Consider the following 16141-nt stretch of genomic DNA (forward strand, 5'->3'; position numbering starts at 1 on the left):
CAGTAGGTTGCAATCCAGACGGGCTCAATTGAGCTGCTGATGCAAGGCCGCCAGCAGCCGCTGCGCATCGCTGGACGTATCGAGCTGGCCGCTCGAGTCAATCACCACGACCTGCGTGGCGCCGTCGCCCTTCGGGCGCACGTTAACCCGGTACACCTTGCCGATGGCATTCGGTTTGCCGCCATAGATCAGCTTGCCAAGCAGTCCCTCCCGCTTAATCTCCTGCACAGGATCATTGAAACGGACGTAATAGAGGCCGCGCTCACGATCGCGGTTATCGACGGCAAAGTTCGTGCGATCGAGCGCCAGGCCGACGCGCCACCACGCACGGTCGAACGACTCGGCCAAGTCGATCGTCGATGCGCCTGCGCTGCCAATCGCCACCTCCACCTTCGGGCCGGTGTGCCGCGCGCCGTCAATCAACTGCTGGGCTTGCTTGTCGGTCAGCCCAAACTTCTGCATCAGTTGCGCATAGATCGCCGCCTCCAGCTTCGGATCACGCGGCCGCTCGACCCAGCGCGACGACGTCTGGTCCCGTCCGGTTAGCACTTCCTCCCTAGCGGTGTGCGATATTGTGATCACAGTAGCGTTGCTGTTCGCATTGCGCTCGACCAGCATACGGAAACGATCGCGTGTGCCCGACGAGTACACGAAGTCCAACAGTTTGCCCACCGAGTTGCGGAACCAGTCGCCTGGGATCTTTGCGCGGTTTTCGGCCCAGTCTGTCTCGATGATTCCCGTTGCCGGCGAATCCGTCTTCAACACGAAGCCGCTCTGCTTCCAGAACGCCTTGAGCTGAGGCCACAACTCGTCCGGCGTACGCCCGTTGACTACCAACCAGCGGCGTGTGCCGTCCTGCTCCACGTGCATCCCATAGGGATCCTGCGCGGTGGGCACGCCCTCGGTCGTATTGCCGGCCGGCGTCGTGGCCCGCATCGGCTGCCCGCCCAGACCCGCAGTCGTGGACGGAGCAACATAACGCTGGTCCAGCGGCGCAGCCTTCAAATCCGCCGGCACCTCGAGCCGCGGCGCGGAAGTCGCGTTCTGGTAGTCGACGCGATCCGGAGCAAGCGCGTCATTGAGCGTGTCACAACCTGCCAGCGACAACACAGCGACCGCCCATACCGTCACGCGCAACCCGCGCGCGGAGAAATCAAAACGTTCCATGAAATCCTTCGTGATGCGAATGAAACCTGCTGGTCCGGCCGTGCCGTCGTCCCGGCAGGGCACGCTTAATCGGTCAACCCCGCGTCGCGCAGCGCGGCGCGTACCGTTTCATGATGTTGATCGGCCAGCGGTGTCAGCGGCAGGCGAATGCCGCCGCGGATTTTGCCCATCTGCTGCAATGCCCACTTGACCGGGATCGGGTTTGACTCAGCAAACAGGTGCTTGTGTAAAGACAACAGCTTCAGATGGATGGCCCGCGCGGTCTTTGCATCACCGGCGATCGCGGCGCGGCATAGCTCACTCATCGCGCGCGGCGCCACGTTGGCCGTCACCGAAATATTGCCGTGTCCGCCCAGCAGCATCAATGCGATCGCGGTCGGATCGTCACCGCTGAAAATCGAGAAATCGGCCGGTGCTGCGTTGATCAAATGCGCCGCACGATCGATATTGCCGGTCGCATCCTTCACACCCGCAATGCCCGGCACTTGAGCGAGCCGCAGGATCGTCTCGTTGCTCATATCGGCGACGGTACGGCCTGGCACATTGTACAAGATCACCGGCAGGTCTACCGCCTCAGCGATCGACCTGAAATGCCGGTACATCCCTTCCTGCGTCGGCTTGTTGTAGTACGGCACAACCTGTAGCGACGCGTCGGCGCCGACCTCCTTGGCCGCCCGGGTCAACTCGATCGCTTCGGCAGTCGAGTTGCCGCCCGCGCCGGCGATAATCGGGATGCGGCGCGCCGCATGCTCGACCGCCGTCTTGACCAGCAACACATGCTCCTCGACCGATACCGTCGCCGACTCGCCGCTTGTGCCGACCACAACCAGCGCATCGCTGCCCTCTTCGATATGCCAGTCGATCAGCGCGCGCAGCGCCGGAAGATCCAGCGCCCCGTCCTCCAGCATCGGCGTGACAATCGCCGGGATGCTGCCGCCAATGGGTGTGGCTTGCATTGCTTGGCTCATGAAACTGTCTGAAAAATCAATCGTTAAACTGGGATTGTAGCGGATTGACCGGGCAAATCGTATCTCGTTGGCCCGTCATAGGACCCCGTTTCGCGGTCACGCACGTCACTGCCGCTTTCTCGAGCGGCGCACAGCCGCTGCACGAACGCGGGCTTGGGCCCGGCAACAAAGCCGTCCTCAAACGCAACGACGCGCAACGCGGCGTGCCGCGCCACTTCCAGCAGCTCGCCCGAGCGTAATAGGAAGCGCGGGTTCGAGGGCCGCCCCAACGTTTCGTGGCCCTGCGCGAACGTCTCGTACAGCAGCACGCCACCCGGCGCCAGCGCCTCGGTCAAGTTATCGAACAGTGGGCGGTGCAGATACTGCGTGACGACGACAGCCGCGAAGCGCTGGTGCGCCTCGAAGGGCCATGCCGCGCTATCCTCATTCGGCTCCAGGTCGGCATGCACGATGCGCACTGTCGGCAATTCGGCCAGCGCGGCCAACGCCTGCGCATCGCGATCCAGCGCGACGACCGGATGGCCGCGCTGGGCAAACCAGCGCACATGCCGGCCACTGCCGCACGCCACGTCGAGCACAGTGCCATCACGCGGCACCAGATGGGCCCATCGGCGGATCCACTCGGAGGCAGCGCAGATCGCCATCAACTGTACGACAGCCCCATTGCCTCGCGCACGTCGCGCATCGTCTCATGAGCCAATTTGCGCGCCTTGTCGCAGCCGTCCGCGACGATCGCGCGCAGCAGTGACGGATCGTCCATATACTTCTGTGCCCGCTCGAGCATCGGCTGCTGCTCGCGCAGAATGCCCTCGATCACCGGCTGCTTACACTCTAAGCAGCCGATCCCGGCGCTGCGGCAACCGCGCTGCACCCATTCGTGCGTCGGTTGATCCGTATAGACCTGGTGCAACTGCCATACCGGGCATTTGTCCGGATCGCCCGGATCGCTGCGGCGCACGCGCGCCGGGTCGGTCGGCATCGTGCGGACCTTTTTCTCGATCGACACCTTGTCTTCCCGCAGCCCGATCGTATTGCCGTACGACTTGGACATCTTCTGTCCATCGAGCCCCGGCATCCGCGATGCCTCGGTCAGCAGTACCTGCGGCTCAACCAGAATGATCTTGCGCGAGCCTTCAAGATAGCCAAACAGCCGCTCACGGTCACTCATCGACAGGCTTTGCGACTCCTGCAGCAGCGCGCGCGCCTGCTCCAGCGCCTCTTCGTCGCCCTCCTGCTGATAAGCATTGCGCAACTCATGGTACAGCTTGGAGCGCTTGCCGCCGAGTTTGCGCGCTGCCTCGTTGGCCTTGTCCTCAAAGCCCGGTTCGCGCCCATATAGGTAGTTGAAGCGGCGTGCGATCTCACGCGTCATTTCCACGTGCGGCACCTGGTCCTCGCCCACCGGCACCAGCGACGCGCGGTACAGCAGGATATCCGCGGCCATCAGCACCGGATAGCCGAGAAAACCGTACGTGCCCAAATCCTTGTCGCGCAGCTTCTCGATCTGCTCTTTGTAGGTGGGCACTCGCTCGAGCCAGCCAAGCGGCGTGCTCATGCCCAGCAGCAGTGACAACTCCGCGTGCTCCTGCACGCGGCTCTGAATGAACAGCGTGGCCTGCGCCGGGTCAATGCCGGACGCAAGCCAGTCGATTAGCACTTCCCACACATTGTTCTCGATCACATCCGGTGTTTCATAGTGCGTCGTCAGTGCATGCAGGTCGACCACGCAGAAAAAGCACGGATACTCGGATTGCAGCTTGATCCAGTTCTTCAGCACACCGTGGTAATGGCCAAGGTGCAGTGAGCCGGTCGGGCGCATGCCGGAGAAGATACGGTCGGGGAACATGGTATCGAGAGGTCGAATGTGAGGAAATCGTTGGAGTCTGGCCAATGCCCGCTCAGACGTGGCTGAACAAAGAAACGATCGGACGCAATAGGCCGAACACAACATCGTAGCCCACGTTCACCAGCGGACGCAGCCACAATGTATCGAGTACACGCGTCATCACCAGCGCCATCACGATGAAAAAGCCGTAAGGCTCGATCTTCGCGAAGCGGTACGCGGCGCGCACCGGCAACAGCGCGGCGAGCACACGGCCCCCATCGAGCGGCAACAGCGGAAACAGGTTCAGCGCGCATAGCACCAGGTTCACCGCGACGCCGGCTGACGCCATGCGCACAAAAAACGGCTCCTCGACGCCGAAGCCGCGCAGTCCGATCGCAATACAGGCCCACGCGAGCGCTTGCAGCAGGTTGCATGCGGGACCCGCGAGCGCGACCCAAAGGCTATCCCAGCGAGGATTACGCAAGCGACCAAAATCGACTGGCACCGGTTTCGCATAGCCGAAGATGAACGCACCGCTGGTCGCAAACAACATCATCAGCGGGATCAAGATCGTACCCATCGGATCGATGTGACGCATCGGATTGAGTGAGATACGCCCCATGAGGTACGCGGTATTGTCACCGAAGCGGCGGGCAACAATACCATGCGCCGCTTCATGCAACGTGATCGCGAAGAGCAGCGGCAACGCGCTGACCAAGATTGTCTGTACGAGAGAGTCCATCGCGCTATTGTAACAAGGCGCCGATAGCCAGCTGCGCGCACGCGAGGTGCCGCACGCCGTACCGGCCAGGGCTCACCGGACGAGCCCGAAAGGCTCCAACGGGCCGCAGCCAACCCGCACGAGCATTGGCTCATCCCCGCTCAAGTCGATTACGGTCGACGGCTCGGCCGCGCACGCCCCCCCGTCGATCACGAGATCGAGTTGTTTTTCCAGCCGCGCGCGGATCGCTTCGGGTTCGTTCTGCGGCTCATCGTCGCCGGGCAAGGTCAACGTTGACGCGATCACCGGCTGCCCAAGCGCCTCGAGCAGCGCCAGTGTGATCGCGTGATCCGGCATGCGCAGCCCGATGGTCTTACGCGACGGATGTGACAGGCGCCGCGGCACTTCTTTGGTCGCCTGCAAGATGAACACATAGGGGCCCGGCGTGACGGACTTGATCAGACGATACTGCCGGTTGTCTACCATCGCGAACGTCGCCAATTCGGACAGGTCGCGTACCATCAGCGACAAATGCCGGCGCTCGTCAAGACCGCGGATGCGTCGCAACTGCTCGACGGCAGCCTTGTCGTCGAGATGGCAGGCAAGCGCATAGCTCGAATCGGTCGGCAGCGCGACAACGCCGCCGCCGTCGATGATCTGCGCGGCCTGTTTGATCAGCCTTGGTTGCGGGTTGTCCGGGTGGATGCGGAAGTATTGGGACATTGATCGGTTAGAGCCAGCGGGTCCACACCGGCGTCAGGTCCGACGGCAAGGGCGGCAGAATGCCGAGCTCGGTTGCGCCGTCGCTAGGCGCATGGAAATCGGAACCGCGCGAGGCCTGCAAGCCGAAGCGCCGTGCCACTTGCGCATATTCGCGGTACTGGTCCGGCGTATGGCTGCCGGTCACCACCTCGATCGCCTCGCCACCGAGTTGCTTGAACGTCGAGAGCAATGTGTCAAATTCTAACGGCGTGTACTGGTAGCGCCCCGGATGCGCGAGCACTGCCACGCCGCCCGCCCCGAGAATCCATCCCATTGCATCCTCGAGCGTGGCCCAGCGATGTGGCACATACCCCGGCTTGCTCTCAGCAAGGTAACGGGTGAATACGTCGGCGGTGGACACCGCATAGCCCGCGTCGACGAGAAAGCGCGCAAAGTGTGTGCGCGAGATCAAGTCCGGATTCGATACATAGCGCAGCGCGCCTTCGTACGCGTGATCGATGCCGACCTCAGCGAGCCGCCGGCCGATCTCGACCGCCCTTGCCTGCCGGCCACTGCGCGTCACCGCCAGCCCATCGACCAGCGCGCGGTTGCCTTCATCGATGCCCAGCCCCACCACGTGGATAGTACGCGACGCCCACGTCACCGAAATCTCGACACCCGTCACATAGCGCATTTGCAGCGCCGCGGCGGCCGCGCGCGCCTGCGCGATGCCGCGCACCTCGTCGTGGTCAGTCAGCGCCCACAACTGCACGCCGCCGTCAGCCGCGCGGCGCGCAACGTCGGCGGGCGACAGGCGTCCGTCAGAAAGGGTCGAGTGGCAATGTAGATCAGCATTCATGGTTGTTCACGGCAGGTCCGACCATTCTACTGCAAGCGCGGCGCAGCGGTCCGTGCCACCGCGCGCCATGGTGCAGCGCCGTGACGGATCAGGCGCAAAACGCGTCGATCAACGCCGCCACCTGCTCCGGCTGGTCATGATGCAGCATATGCCCCGCGTCCGCGATCGTCTTCTGCTGCCAATGCGTGAATGCCCGGAACCGCGCCTTGAACACCGAGATCGGCACATCGCCGGCCAGCGCGTGCAATGTCGGCGAATCGACAGCCTCGACATGCAACACCTTCGCGCTCACGCGCGCCCACACCGCCATCACCTCGTCGAGGCGGTACGGCAGCGGCCCCCGCAGCTTGTGCGCGGGATCCGCCAGCAACTCGAAGCGCCCATCCGTGCGCTGGCGCGACCAGTGTATCGCCAGGAATGCGGCACGCGACGGCGCCAGGCGCGGGTTAGTCTTGGTCAGCCGTGCCGCCACCTCAGCCAATGACGCATAGGTCTTCAGTGTGGGCGGCTGACGTAATTCATCGAGCCAATGCTCGATACGCGCGCCAGCATGGGCGGGATTGGACGCCGGCAGGCCGAACCCCTCCAGGTCCACGACGCGACGCACCCGGTGCGGCCGCACACCGGCGTACAGGCAAGCCAGATTCGCCCCCATGCTATGGCCGACCAGGTTCACCGGCCTTTCAGAAGCGTACCAATCCAGCAACGCGTCAAGATCCGCCAGGTAGTCATGGAACCCATAATGTCCGCCGCCGTGCTGCTGCACGGGCCAGTCCGACAATCCGAATCCCCGTGCGTCGGGTGCAATCACGCGCCAGTTCCCGCTTAGCGCGTCGACGACAAACTGGAACGATGCCGATACGTCCATCCAGCCGTGCAGCATGAACAACACCGGCGCATCATCCGGGCCCCAGCAACGCACATGCAGATTCACGCCGCGCACTGTGAAGAACTCGGAGGTTGAAGCATTCATCTCTGACCGCCTCGAAAAAGAATGGTCGTTCGATTATAGCGACGCCTACACTGCGGCGCATCATGATACTGACTCACGTGGCGTCATGCTGTCCCGCTCCGTCACGCGTCGGCTCGGCTCATGTCACAAAAGCGCGTCGGGATGGTTCAGCGCGGCAAGCTCCGCGTCGTCAAAGCCCGCCGCGCGACGTGCATCAACATTGAATGGGCCCTTCAGCCGCGGCGCGCGATACTCGCGCGCAAGCCGGGCGTAGGTGGCCAGCGGCGCGATGCCGGCGCGCTCGCACAACCAGCGGAACCAATGGTTGCCGATCCGCACATGCCCAATCTCGTCTCGCAGAATGATGTCGAGGATGCGCGCGGCGGCAAGGTCGCCAGCCTGCTCGAGCTTGCGGCGAATCGGCGGCGACGCATCGAGTCCGCGTGCCTCCAGCGTGCGCGGCACCAGCGCGATACGCGCGAGCACGTCCGCACGCGTGCGCTCGGCCATCTCCCACAGTCCGTCGTGCGCCGGAAAGTCCCCGTACACATACCCGAGCGTGCCCAGATGATCAGACAACAGCGTGAAGTGATACGCTTCCTCTTCGGCCACGGTCAACCAGTCGCGATAGAACGCCTCGGGCAACGCCGGAAATCGCCAGACCGCATCAAGTGCGAGATTGATCGCGTTGAATTCGATATGCGCCAGCGCGTGCAGCAGCGCCGCTCGTCCTTGCTCCGTATGCATGCTGCGCCGCTCTAGGCGCTCGGGCGCGACGCGCTGCGGACGCGCCGGGCGGCCCGGTACGCCCGGCGGCTCGCCGAGCGTGCGATTCGCATCGATGACAACCCCGCCCGAGCGCCAATGCGCGCCGAGCGCAGTCACTGCATCGACCTTGCGGCGCGGATCGGTGAGCAGGAGCGTCTCCAGTGCACGCTGGCGCAAGCACGGCTGAACGAGCGACTCGACCATATTGATGTTTCCTCATGCTGGCGGCGCTCAGATGGCAACCGCGGTAACGGGCCACGCACAGCCCGGACACCGCCGCTGACGCGCCGGTACAATATCGCTTTGGGCAATGTCCCGTAGCATGCATTTTACCGGCGCGCTCGCGCGTCACGGATTGTCTGGCCGGCGGGGCCGGACTTCGACAAGGAGGCAGTGTGGCGATCTACAAGCTCGGCGAGGACGCGCCGACGATCCATGAATCTGCATTCGTCGCCGACAGCGCAACGGTGATTGGCCAGGTCGTGCTCGCCGAAAACACCAGCGTATGGTTTTCGGCGGTGCTGCGTGGCGACAACGAGCCGTTGACGATCGGCGCCGGCAGCAACGTGCAGGACGGCGTGGTAATGCATACGGATCCGGGCTTTGCGCTGACCATCGGCACGAACGTATCGATTGGGCACCAGGCGATGTTGCACGGATGCACGGTCCATGACAACACGTTGATCGGCATTCAGGCCGTGGTGATGAACGGCGCGGTGATTGGCCGCCATTGCCTGGTGGGCGCTGGCGCGGTGGTCACCGAGGGCAAAACGTTTGCGGACAATTCGCTGATCCTCGGAGCACCGGCGCGCGTGGTGCGTCAGCTCGACGATGACGAGATCCAAGCTCTGCACAGAAACGCGCGCAGTTACATCGAGCGGCGCCAGCTATTCAAGGAAAACCTGGTGCGCATCGGCTGATCCGGACCATCAGGCAAGCCCGACGCCGCGCCGTTATCCATTTATCGTAGTCGAGGAAAGTCAGTCGTGACAGACCAGTTGCAAAAGTTCATGTTCGAGGCCGCGCCGGTGCGTGGCGAAGTCGTCACGCTGGAAAAGACGTGGCAGGAAGTCCTCGTGCGTCGTGACTATCCGGTACCGGTGCGCACGTTGCTTGGCGAAATGTTGGCCGCCGCTGCGCTGCTGTCGGCCAACATCAAGTTCGATGGCACGCTGGTCGTGCAGATACTGGGCGACGGGCCGGTCAAGATGCTGGTTGTGCAGTGCCGCTCCGACTTGTCGATGCGGGCCACGGCCAAGCTGGGTAGCGAATGTGACACATTGAGCGACACCGCGTCGCTGACCGAGTTGGTCAACGCGAACGGTCGTGGGCGCTGTGTCATCACGCTGGATCCGCACGAAAAGCTTCCCGGCCAGCAGCCGTACCAGGGCATCGTCCCCCTGACCAACGCGCACGATGGCCCGCTGGACAGCGTCGCGCAGGTGCTCGAGCACTATATGCGCCACTCGGAGCAGCTCGACACGCGGTTGTGGCTAGCGGCCGACGAACGACGCGCGGTCGGGATGCTGTTGCAGAAATTGCCCGGCGACGGCGGGATCGTGCCACGCGCAGTACAGACCGACGCCGACACGTGGGACCGGGTCTGCCACCTCGGCTCGACGCTGAAGACCGACGAGATGCTCGCAGCCGACCCGGATACGCTGATGCGGCGATTGTTCTGGCAAGAGAACGTCAGCCGCTTCGACCCCGCGCCGACGCGTTTCAACTGTACCTGCTCGCGCGAAAAGGTCGGCGGGATGCTGCAAATGCTCGGACGTGACGAGATCGACAGCATCCTGGTCGAGCAAGGCCATGTAGAAGTGCATTGCGAGTTCTGCAACCAGCGCTATGCATTCGACGCGGTCGACGCCACGCAACTTTTCCACGGCAATGAACGCTCATTGAACGTCGCGGCCACGCCAAGCCAGCAGCGACATTGAACGGCGGATCAGCGCAGGAAACACGGCCGGCGCGCCATCGCGCACGGCGAGCACGGCGAGCACGACGAACACGGCATGACGCTGCCGATGGAGATCGACATGAACAGGTATTCCCCTCACGCCACCGTGGCGGCGTTTGGCGCTCTGGCCGCCGCGTCGGCATTGCTGCTCGGCGGCTGCGCCGTCAGTTACCCGCCCACTCCGCAAACCGTGCTGAGCCAATTGCCGGAGTCGCCCCACCACGTACCGACGCCGTTGACCCCGGCAGAAAAACGGCGCTATGATGAAATCGGTCGCCAGGTGTTGCGCGAGCAGGACGCGGCCATGCAGGCCGACGCGCGCGCGTGGTCCTGGTATCCGTACGCGGTCACGCCGATGTATGGTGGATACGACAGCGGACGCTGGAGACCCGGCTGGGGTGTCGGCAGCGGATGGGGCTATCCAGGGTACTATCCGGGCTGGTGATGCTGCGCACTGGACCTGCCGCGACCGGTGCCAACGCACTAGCGATGTCCGGCGTTACCGCCGGATCCCGAGCAACGCCGGCTACCGACGTCACCGCCGGATCCCAGTATCACCGCCGGATCAATAACCAGGATTATGCCGTCCCGCTGCGCTGTCGGCACGTCGCACAGCCGTGTCCTTCGCGACCCGGCTGGCCTTCATCTTCATGCGTGGCTCGGGGTTCGGCACCACGCGCATCGGTTGGGCCGACACCTGAGCGCGCGTGGACAGGATTGACGGCGTAGCCGTCGCGGACACGGTTGAGGCGTTCGGCGACACAAACTGCACGAACACCTCGCTGTCCTTGATCATCCCCATCTCGTAGCGCGCCCGCTCCTCGACCGCGGCAGTCCCGGCTTGCAGGTCCTGCACTTCGCCGGCGATCCGCTCATTGCGCAGCTTCAAGTCATTGTTTTTCTTCTGTTGCGCCGCGAGTTGCTGCTGCAGCTCGTGCACGTGCAGCCAGCCGCCGTGGCCCCACCACAACGGAAACTGGATCAGCACGATTAATCCGATCAAGACAACGGTAACGAGCCGCATAACGAGCTGCCGCCGAGCAGGCGTGGGTTGCACAAAGCCGCCGCCCCGGAATCGGGAGCGGCGGCCACACGTGTCACAAGACCCCTATCGGGTCACCGGCCGCGTCGCCACGCGTCCAGCACGTTGCATCAGCGCAGGTTATAGAACGCGGAGCGTCCAGGATAGCTCGCGATGTCGCCCAAATCCTCTTCGATGCGCAGCAGCTGATTGTACTTGGCGATCCGGTCGCTGCGCGACAGCGAGCCGGTCTTGATCTGGCCAGCGTTCAGACCGACGGCGATGTCGGCGATCGTCGAATCCTCGGTTTCGCCGGAGCGGTGCGACACGACAGCGGTATAGCTGGCCCGCTTGGCCATTTCAATCGCCGCAAACGTCTCGGTCAGCGTCCCGATCTGATTGATCTTGATCAGGATCGAGTTCGCGATGCCCTTCTCGATGCCTTCCTTCAGAATCCGCGTATTAGTCACGAACAGATCGTCGCCGACCAGTTGGACTTTCTTACCGAGCCGATCAGTCAGCAGCTTCCAACCGTCCCAATCGCTCTCATGCATGCCGTCCTCAATCGACACGATCGGGAACTTGTCAGCCAACGTCGCAAGATAGTCCGTGAACTCGGACGACGACAACTGCAGGCCCTCGCCGGCCAGTTGGTACTTACCGTCGTGGTAGAACTCGCTGGCCGCGCAGTCCAGCGCAAGTAGCACGTCTTCGCCGGCGCGATAACCGGCCTTCTCTATCGCCTGAAGGATCGTCGACAGGCATTCGTCGTTGCTGCCAAAGTTCGGCGCAAAGCCGCCTTCGTCGCCGACCGCGGTGCTCATACCGCGGTCCGACAAAATCTTTTTCAACGCATGGAACACCTCGGCGCCGCAACGCAGCGCCTCGCGGAAGGTTGGCTGGCTCGCCGGCACGATCATAAATTCCTGGATGTCCAGGCTGTTATTTGCGTGCGCCCCGCCATTCACGATATTCATCATCGGCACCGGCAATTGCATCGCGCCGGAACCCCCGAAGTAGCGGTACAGCGGCAGACCCGCCTCCTCGGCGGCGGCCTTCGCGACCGCCATCGATACGGCAAGCATCGCGTTCGCGCCGATCCGCGACTTGTTGTCGGTGCCGTCCAGCTCCAGCAGCGTCTTGTCCAGAAACGCCTGCTCGGACGCGTCCAGGCCCATGATCGCCTCGGAGATGTCGGTGTTCACGTGCTCAACCGCCTTGAGCACCCCCTTGCCGCTGTAGCGGCCCGCTTCACCGTCGCGCAGTTCGATCGCCTCGCGCGACCCCGTCGATGCACCGGACGGCACCGCTGCGCGACCCATCGTGCCCGATTCGAGCAATACGTCGCATTCGACGGTCGGATTGCCGCGCGAATCGAGAATCTCGCGCCCGATGATGTCTACGATAGCACTCATGATGTCCTCAAAGGATGGATGAATCGGTTTCGACTACGCTGTGTCAACGGGGCAGCGGTCTGCGCCGATCGGCGTCGCCGCCCGATGCCGCCCGCCAGCATGCACGCGCCGTGCTCTGGCAGTGCGGACTTGCCGATCAGACGCGCCGAACCGTGACAAGGTTCATTCGCGACACCACCGGCCTGTCACACTGCGCGTGGCTCAGCTGAAATCGTTCTCGAGCAGCGGCGTGGATTTCACCGCGCGATCGAGCGTCACCAGCGTTTCCAGCAATGCATGCATCCGCTGCAACGGTACCGCATTCGGGCCGTCGGACTTTGCCTGCGCGGGATCCGGATGCGTCTCCATGAACAGCCCCGCCACGCCGACCGCAACCGCGGCACGCGCCAGCACCGGCACGAACTCGCGCTGCCCGCCAGACTGGGTGCCTTGGCCACCAGGCAACTGCACCGAATGGGTCGCGTCGAACACCACCGGGGCGCCAGTCTCGCGCATGATCGCAAGCGAACGCATGTCGGAGACCAGATTGTTGTAGCCGAACGAAGCGCCGCGCTCACAAGCAAGGAAGCGGTCCACCGACAGCCCGGCTTCCCTGGCTGCCGAACGCGCCTTGTCGATCACGTTCTTCATGTCGTGCGGCGCCAGAAATTGCCCTTTCTTGATATTGACGGGCTTGCCCGAACGGGCGCACGCGTGAATGAAATCGGTCTGCCGGCACAGGAATGCGGGCGTCTGTAGCACATCAACGACCGATGCGACCGCGTCGATCTCATCCTCCGCGTGCACGTCGGTTAATACCGGCACGCCGATCTGGCGACGCACCTCGCCGAGGATACGCAGGCCCTCGTCCATGCCGACTCCGCGGAACGATTTATCCGAACTGCGGTTGGCCTTATCGTACGATGACTTATAAATGAACGGAATGCGCAGCGCAGCGCAGATCTCGTTGAGCCGGCCGGCGGTATCGAGCGCCATCTGCTCGGACTCGACCACACAGGGGCCAGCAATCAGGAAGAACGGCTTGTCCAGGCCGACCTCGAAATCGCATAGTTTCATGTTGACTCCCGGCCTGCGTTAATGGGCGCGCAGCGCAGCCGCCACCTTCTCGCCATGCTCGCGTTGTTGGCGACGCGCGAGTGCGGCCTCCACGTAGGCTTTGAACAGCGGATGGCCATTGCGCGGCGTCGAGGTGAACTCGGGATGGAACTGGCAGCCGACGAACCACGGATGCAGGTCTCCGCGCAACTCCATCATCTCCGGCAAGTCCTCGGTCGGCGTGCGCGCGCTAATGATCATCCCGCCGGCTTCGAGCGCCGGCACGAAATGATTGTTGACCTCGTAGCGATGCCGATGCCGCTCGTTGACATCATTGCCGTAAATCTGCTCAGCGCGCGTACCCGGCTTAACCGGACAGCGTTGTGCGCCCAGCCGCATCGTGCCACCCAGATCCGACGATTCACTGCGCTTTTCGACGGTGCCATCGCGGTCGTACCATTCGGTAATCAGCGCGACGACCGGATTCGGCGTCGACGGATCGAACTCAGTGCTGTTGGCCCGCTGCAGGTTCGCGACATGGCGCGCAAATTCAATCACCGCCAGTTGCATGCCCAGGCAGATTCCCAGATACGGCACCTTTGCCTCACGCGCGTAGCGGATCGCCTTGATCTTGCCTTCCGTGCCACGCCGGCCGAAACCGCCCGGCACCAAGATCGCGTCCAAGTGCGCGAGGCTGTTGACGCCCTCTGTCTCGATCTGCTCCGAGTCGATGTACTCGATGTTCACACGCGTGAGCGTATGCAAAGACGCATGGCGCAGCGCCTCGATCAACGATTTGTATGATTCGGTGAGTTCGACATACTTGCCGACCATGCCGATCGTGACCTCGTGCTCTGGGTGCTCGAGCCGGTATACCAGGTCCGACCACAGCGTCAAATCGGCCGGATTCGGCGCGAACTTCAGCTCGTCGCAGATGATCTCGTCCAGGCCCTGGTCGTACAACATCTGCGGGATCTTGTAAATGCTGTCCACATCCCACACGGAGATCACCGCATCCTGCGGCACGTTTGAGAACATCGAGATCTTAGCGCGCTCGTCATCTGGGATCCGGCGATCGGCGCGGCACAGCAGTACGTGCGGTGAAATACCGATTTCCCGCAACTTCTGCACGCTGTGCTGCGTCGGCTTGGTTTTCAGTTCGCCGGCCGTCGCAATAAACGGCACCAACGTCAGATGCACGAAGCACGCGCTGTGGCGCCCGAGCCGCAAGCTCATCTGCCGGGCTGCCTCTAGGAACGGCAGCGATTCGATGTCGCCGACCGTGCCGCCGATCTCGACGATCGCGACATCCGGCTCGCCGCATGTCGCCGACGCGGCACCGCGCTCGATGAACGCCTGGATCTCGTTCGTGATATGCGGAATGACCTGGACCGTCTTGCCAAGATACTCGCCGCGGCGCTCCTTGCGAATCACCGACTCGTAGATCTGGCCCGTCGTGAAGTTGTTGGCACGGCGCATCTTCGTGCTGATGAAGCGCTCGTAGTGGCCCAAGTCCAGATCTGTCTCGGCGCCGTCCTCGGTCACGAACACTTCACCGTGCTGAAACGGGCTCATCGTGCCGGGATCGACGTTAATGTAGGGATCAAGCTTCAGTAAAGTGACTTTGAGACCGCGCGACTCGAGGATCGCGGCGAGGGAGGCGGCGGCAATGCCCTTGCCCAAGGAGGAAACTACGCCGCCGGTGACAAATACATATTTGGTCATCGCTGGATGCTCGCGGGAAAGCCGGATTATACTCGAAAGCCCGGCTTTCTCTAAGCGCCCCGCTCCAAGTCACGCAGCAGGCGCCGGATCGCGCGAGCGGTATCGAACGGCCGCTCCATGGGAAACAAATGCGAGCCGTCAATCCATTCAAAATGGGGACCGACGATGCGCCGTGTCGCATCGAGCCCGACCTGCCGCACCTCTCGGGAATGCGTGCCGGCCACGAATCCGACCGGCACGGGCGCGCCATGGGCGAGGTGCGCACCCAGCGTACAAGGTAGCGTGCGGTAGATCCGATATTCAATATCCCGGTCGAACGCCAGTGCACGGGTGCCGCCGAGACCAAGGGGCGGAATCCCATGATCAATGTAGTCTGCGAACATGCGCTCGTCCCAGCGCGCGAAAGCCTGCTTGCGCTTGAAATGCCGCCATGCTTCGTCGCGACTGGGCCAATGCGTGCGGCGCTTGCGGGTGAGCACCGCCGGCGAAAGCCGCTCGTCCAGGCCGGCCCACTGCGTGACGCCCAGCAGCCGGCTGCGCCAACCGGCGATCAGCGGCGAGTCGAGCATCACCACACCCTTGACCCAATGAGGTTTCTTCAGCGCGGCCATCACCGACAAATAACCGCCCAACGAATGACCGACCAGCCACACCGGCTGCTCCAGTCGTGCCGCCACATCGTCGAGCAACTGGTCGACCAAATGCGGCCAGTCGTGCGTGACCGGATAGCGCGGATCATGTCCGTACCGCTCGATGAACCGCACGTCGTAGTCGTCGGCCAACTCGGCAAAGATCGTTCGGTATGTCGAGGCGGGGAACCCGTTCGCATGCGAGAAGTGAATCACGCTTTTCAATGACAGTCTCTCCTGTTTCTCTTGTTATAGGCGTTATAGGCGCCGCCGCGTTGCGCAACGCCGTGGCGCAGCCGACCGATGCGGCGCGCGACAAGGCGGCGACCGGCCGCGGTCAAATGGCCGGGCCAATGGCGATAGGCTACTTGAAATAGCGCGATGTGCGAACGTG

The 16141-nt window shown here is 63.2% G+C and carries 17 protein-coding genes; 3 read left to right on the forward strand and 14 right to left on the reverse strand.

All coding sequences use genetic code 11. From position 1 onward, the window contains the following. Nucleotides 1–24: 24 nt before the first annotated feature. The 9 genes from bamC to KQH55_RS07865 all read right to left on the reverse strand — a co-directional run bounded on the left by bamC (nucleotide 25) and on the right by KQH55_RS07865 (nucleotide 8166). Complete coding sequence (bamC, locus tag KQH55_RS07825; RefSeq protein WP_076795569.1) at nucleotides 25–1167, reverse strand: outer membrane protein assembly factor BamC; 1143 nt, start codon at nucleotides 1165–1167, stop codon at nucleotides 25–27. 65 nt (nucleotides 1168–1232) lie between these two features. Beyond that, on the reverse strand, nucleotides 1233–2135 hold the full coding sequence (dapA, locus tag KQH55_RS07830) for a 4-hydroxy-tetrahydrodipicolinate synthase (protein WP_076786739.1): 903 nt from the start codon (nucleotides 2133–2135) through the stop codon (nucleotides 1233–1235). A gap of 23 nt (nucleotides 2136–2158) precedes the next feature. After that, entirely contained in the window at nucleotides 2159–2779 is a 621-nt protein-coding gene (locus tag KQH55_RS07835; RefSeq protein WP_076786737.1) for a bifunctional 2-polyprenyl-6-hydroxyphenol methylase/3-demethylubiquinol 3-O-methyltransferase UbiG, read from the reverse strand. Next, nucleotides 2779–3981 carry a tryptophan--tRNA ligase gene (locus tag KQH55_RS07840; RefSeq protein ID WP_076786735.1) on the reverse strand — a complete coding sequence of 401 codons (1203 nt, stop codon included), beginning with the start codon at nucleotides 3979–3981 and terminating at the stop codon, nucleotides 2779–2781. The genes KQH55_RS07835 and KQH55_RS07840 overlap by 1 nt, the downstream gene beginning before the upstream one ends. Before the next feature lie 52 nt (nucleotides 3982–4033). Beyond that, nucleotides 4034–4702: a site-2 protease family protein gene (locus KQH55_RS07845; protein WP_076786733.1), complete on the reverse strand. Its 669-nt coding sequence runs from the start codon at nucleotides 4700–4702 to the stop codon at nucleotides 4034–4036. 72 nt (nucleotides 4703–4774) lie between these two features. After that, nucleotides 4775–5404: an L-threonylcarbamoyladenylate synthase gene (locus tag KQH55_RS07850; RefSeq protein WP_076786731.1), complete on the reverse strand. Its 630-nt coding sequence runs from the start codon at nucleotides 5402–5404 to the stop codon at nucleotides 4775–4777. A 7-nt stretch (nucleotides 5405–5411) separates the two neighbouring features. Next, nucleotides 5412–6242, reverse strand: a complete 831-nt coding sequence (locus KQH55_RS07855) for a 3',5'-nucleoside bisphosphate phosphatase (protein ID WP_235090555.1) — start codon at nucleotides 6240–6242, stop codon at nucleotides 5412–5414. Nucleotides 6243–6330: 88 nt separating this feature from the next. After that, nucleotides 6331–7215, reverse strand: a complete 885-nt coding sequence (locus KQH55_RS07860) for an alpha/beta fold hydrolase (RefSeq protein WP_076795574.1) — start codon at nucleotides 7213–7215, stop codon at nucleotides 6331–6333. 123 nt (nucleotides 7216–7338) lie between these two features. Then, the gene (locus tag KQH55_RS07865; RefSeq protein WP_235090556.1) at nucleotides 7339–8166 is read right to left on the reverse strand and encodes a ferritin-like domain-containing protein; all 828 of its coding nucleotides are present in this window, start codon (nucleotides 8164–8166) and stop codon (nucleotides 7339–7341) included. A 191-nt stretch (nucleotides 8167–8357) separates the two neighbouring features. Between KQH55_RS07865 and KQH55_RS07870 the strand changes: the two genes are divergently transcribed. From KQH55_RS07870 to KQH55_RS07880, 3 genes are all read left to right on the forward strand, one after another. Further along, nucleotides 8358–8882, forward strand: coding sequence for a gamma carbonic anhydrase family protein (locus KQH55_RS07870; protein ID WP_076795579.1), 525 nt, complete (start codon nucleotides 8358–8360; stop codon nucleotides 8880–8882). A gap of 66 nt (nucleotides 8883–8948) precedes the next feature. Next, on the forward strand, nucleotides 8949–9902 hold the full coding sequence (gene hslO, locus KQH55_RS07875; protein ID WP_076786720.1) for an Hsp33 family molecular chaperone HslO: 954 nt from the start codon (nucleotides 8949–8951) through the stop codon (nucleotides 9900–9902). A 99-nt stretch (nucleotides 9903–10001) separates the two neighbouring features. Beyond that, the gene (locus tag KQH55_RS07880) at nucleotides 10002–10367 is read left to right on the forward strand and encodes a hypothetical protein (RefSeq protein WP_076797223.1); all 366 of its coding nucleotides are present in this window, start codon (nucleotides 10002–10004) and stop codon (nucleotides 10365–10367) included. Between the two features lie 120 nt (nucleotides 10368–10487). On the opposite strand, the gene ftsB is transcribed toward KQH55_RS07880, so the two are convergent. From ftsB to KQH55_RS07905, 5 genes are all read right to left on the reverse strand, one after another. Then, complete coding sequence (ftsB, locus tag KQH55_RS07885; protein WP_076786717.1) at nucleotides 10488–10946, reverse strand: cell division protein FtsB; 459 nt, start codon at nucleotides 10944–10946, stop codon at nucleotides 10488–10490. Nucleotides 10947–11074: 128 nt separating this feature from the next. Continuing rightward, nucleotides 11075–12358 (reverse strand): phosphopyruvate hydratase, encoded by a 1284-nt coding sequence (gene eno, locus KQH55_RS07890; protein WP_076786715.1) that lies wholly within the window; start codon nucleotides 12356–12358, stop codon nucleotides 11075–11077. Nucleotides 12359–12559: 201 nt separating this feature from the next. Continuing rightward, nucleotides 12560–13414 carry a 3-deoxy-8-phosphooctulonate synthase gene (kdsA, locus tag KQH55_RS07895; protein ID WP_076786713.1) on the reverse strand — a complete coding sequence of 285 codons (855 nt, stop codon included), beginning with the start codon at nucleotides 13412–13414 and terminating at the stop codon, nucleotides 12560–12562. A gap of 18 nt (nucleotides 13415–13432) precedes the next feature. Beyond that, nucleotides 13433–15118 (reverse strand): CTP synthase, encoded by a 1686-nt coding sequence (locus KQH55_RS07900; RefSeq protein ID WP_076786710.1) that lies wholly within the window; start codon nucleotides 15116–15118, stop codon nucleotides 13433–13435. Nucleotides 15119–15168: 50 nt separating this feature from the next. Continuing rightward, the gene (locus KQH55_RS07905) at nucleotides 15169–15972 is read right to left on the reverse strand and encodes an alpha/beta fold hydrolase (protein ID WP_235090557.1); all 804 of its coding nucleotides are present in this window, start codon (nucleotides 15970–15972) and stop codon (nucleotides 15169–15171) included. Nucleotides 15973–16141 lie beyond the last annotated feature (169 nt).

This window comes from Mycetohabitans sp. B3 (assembly GCF_021498065.1).
Lineage (GTDB): Bacteria > Pseudomonadota > Gammaproteobacteria > Burkholderiales > Burkholderiaceae > Mycetohabitans.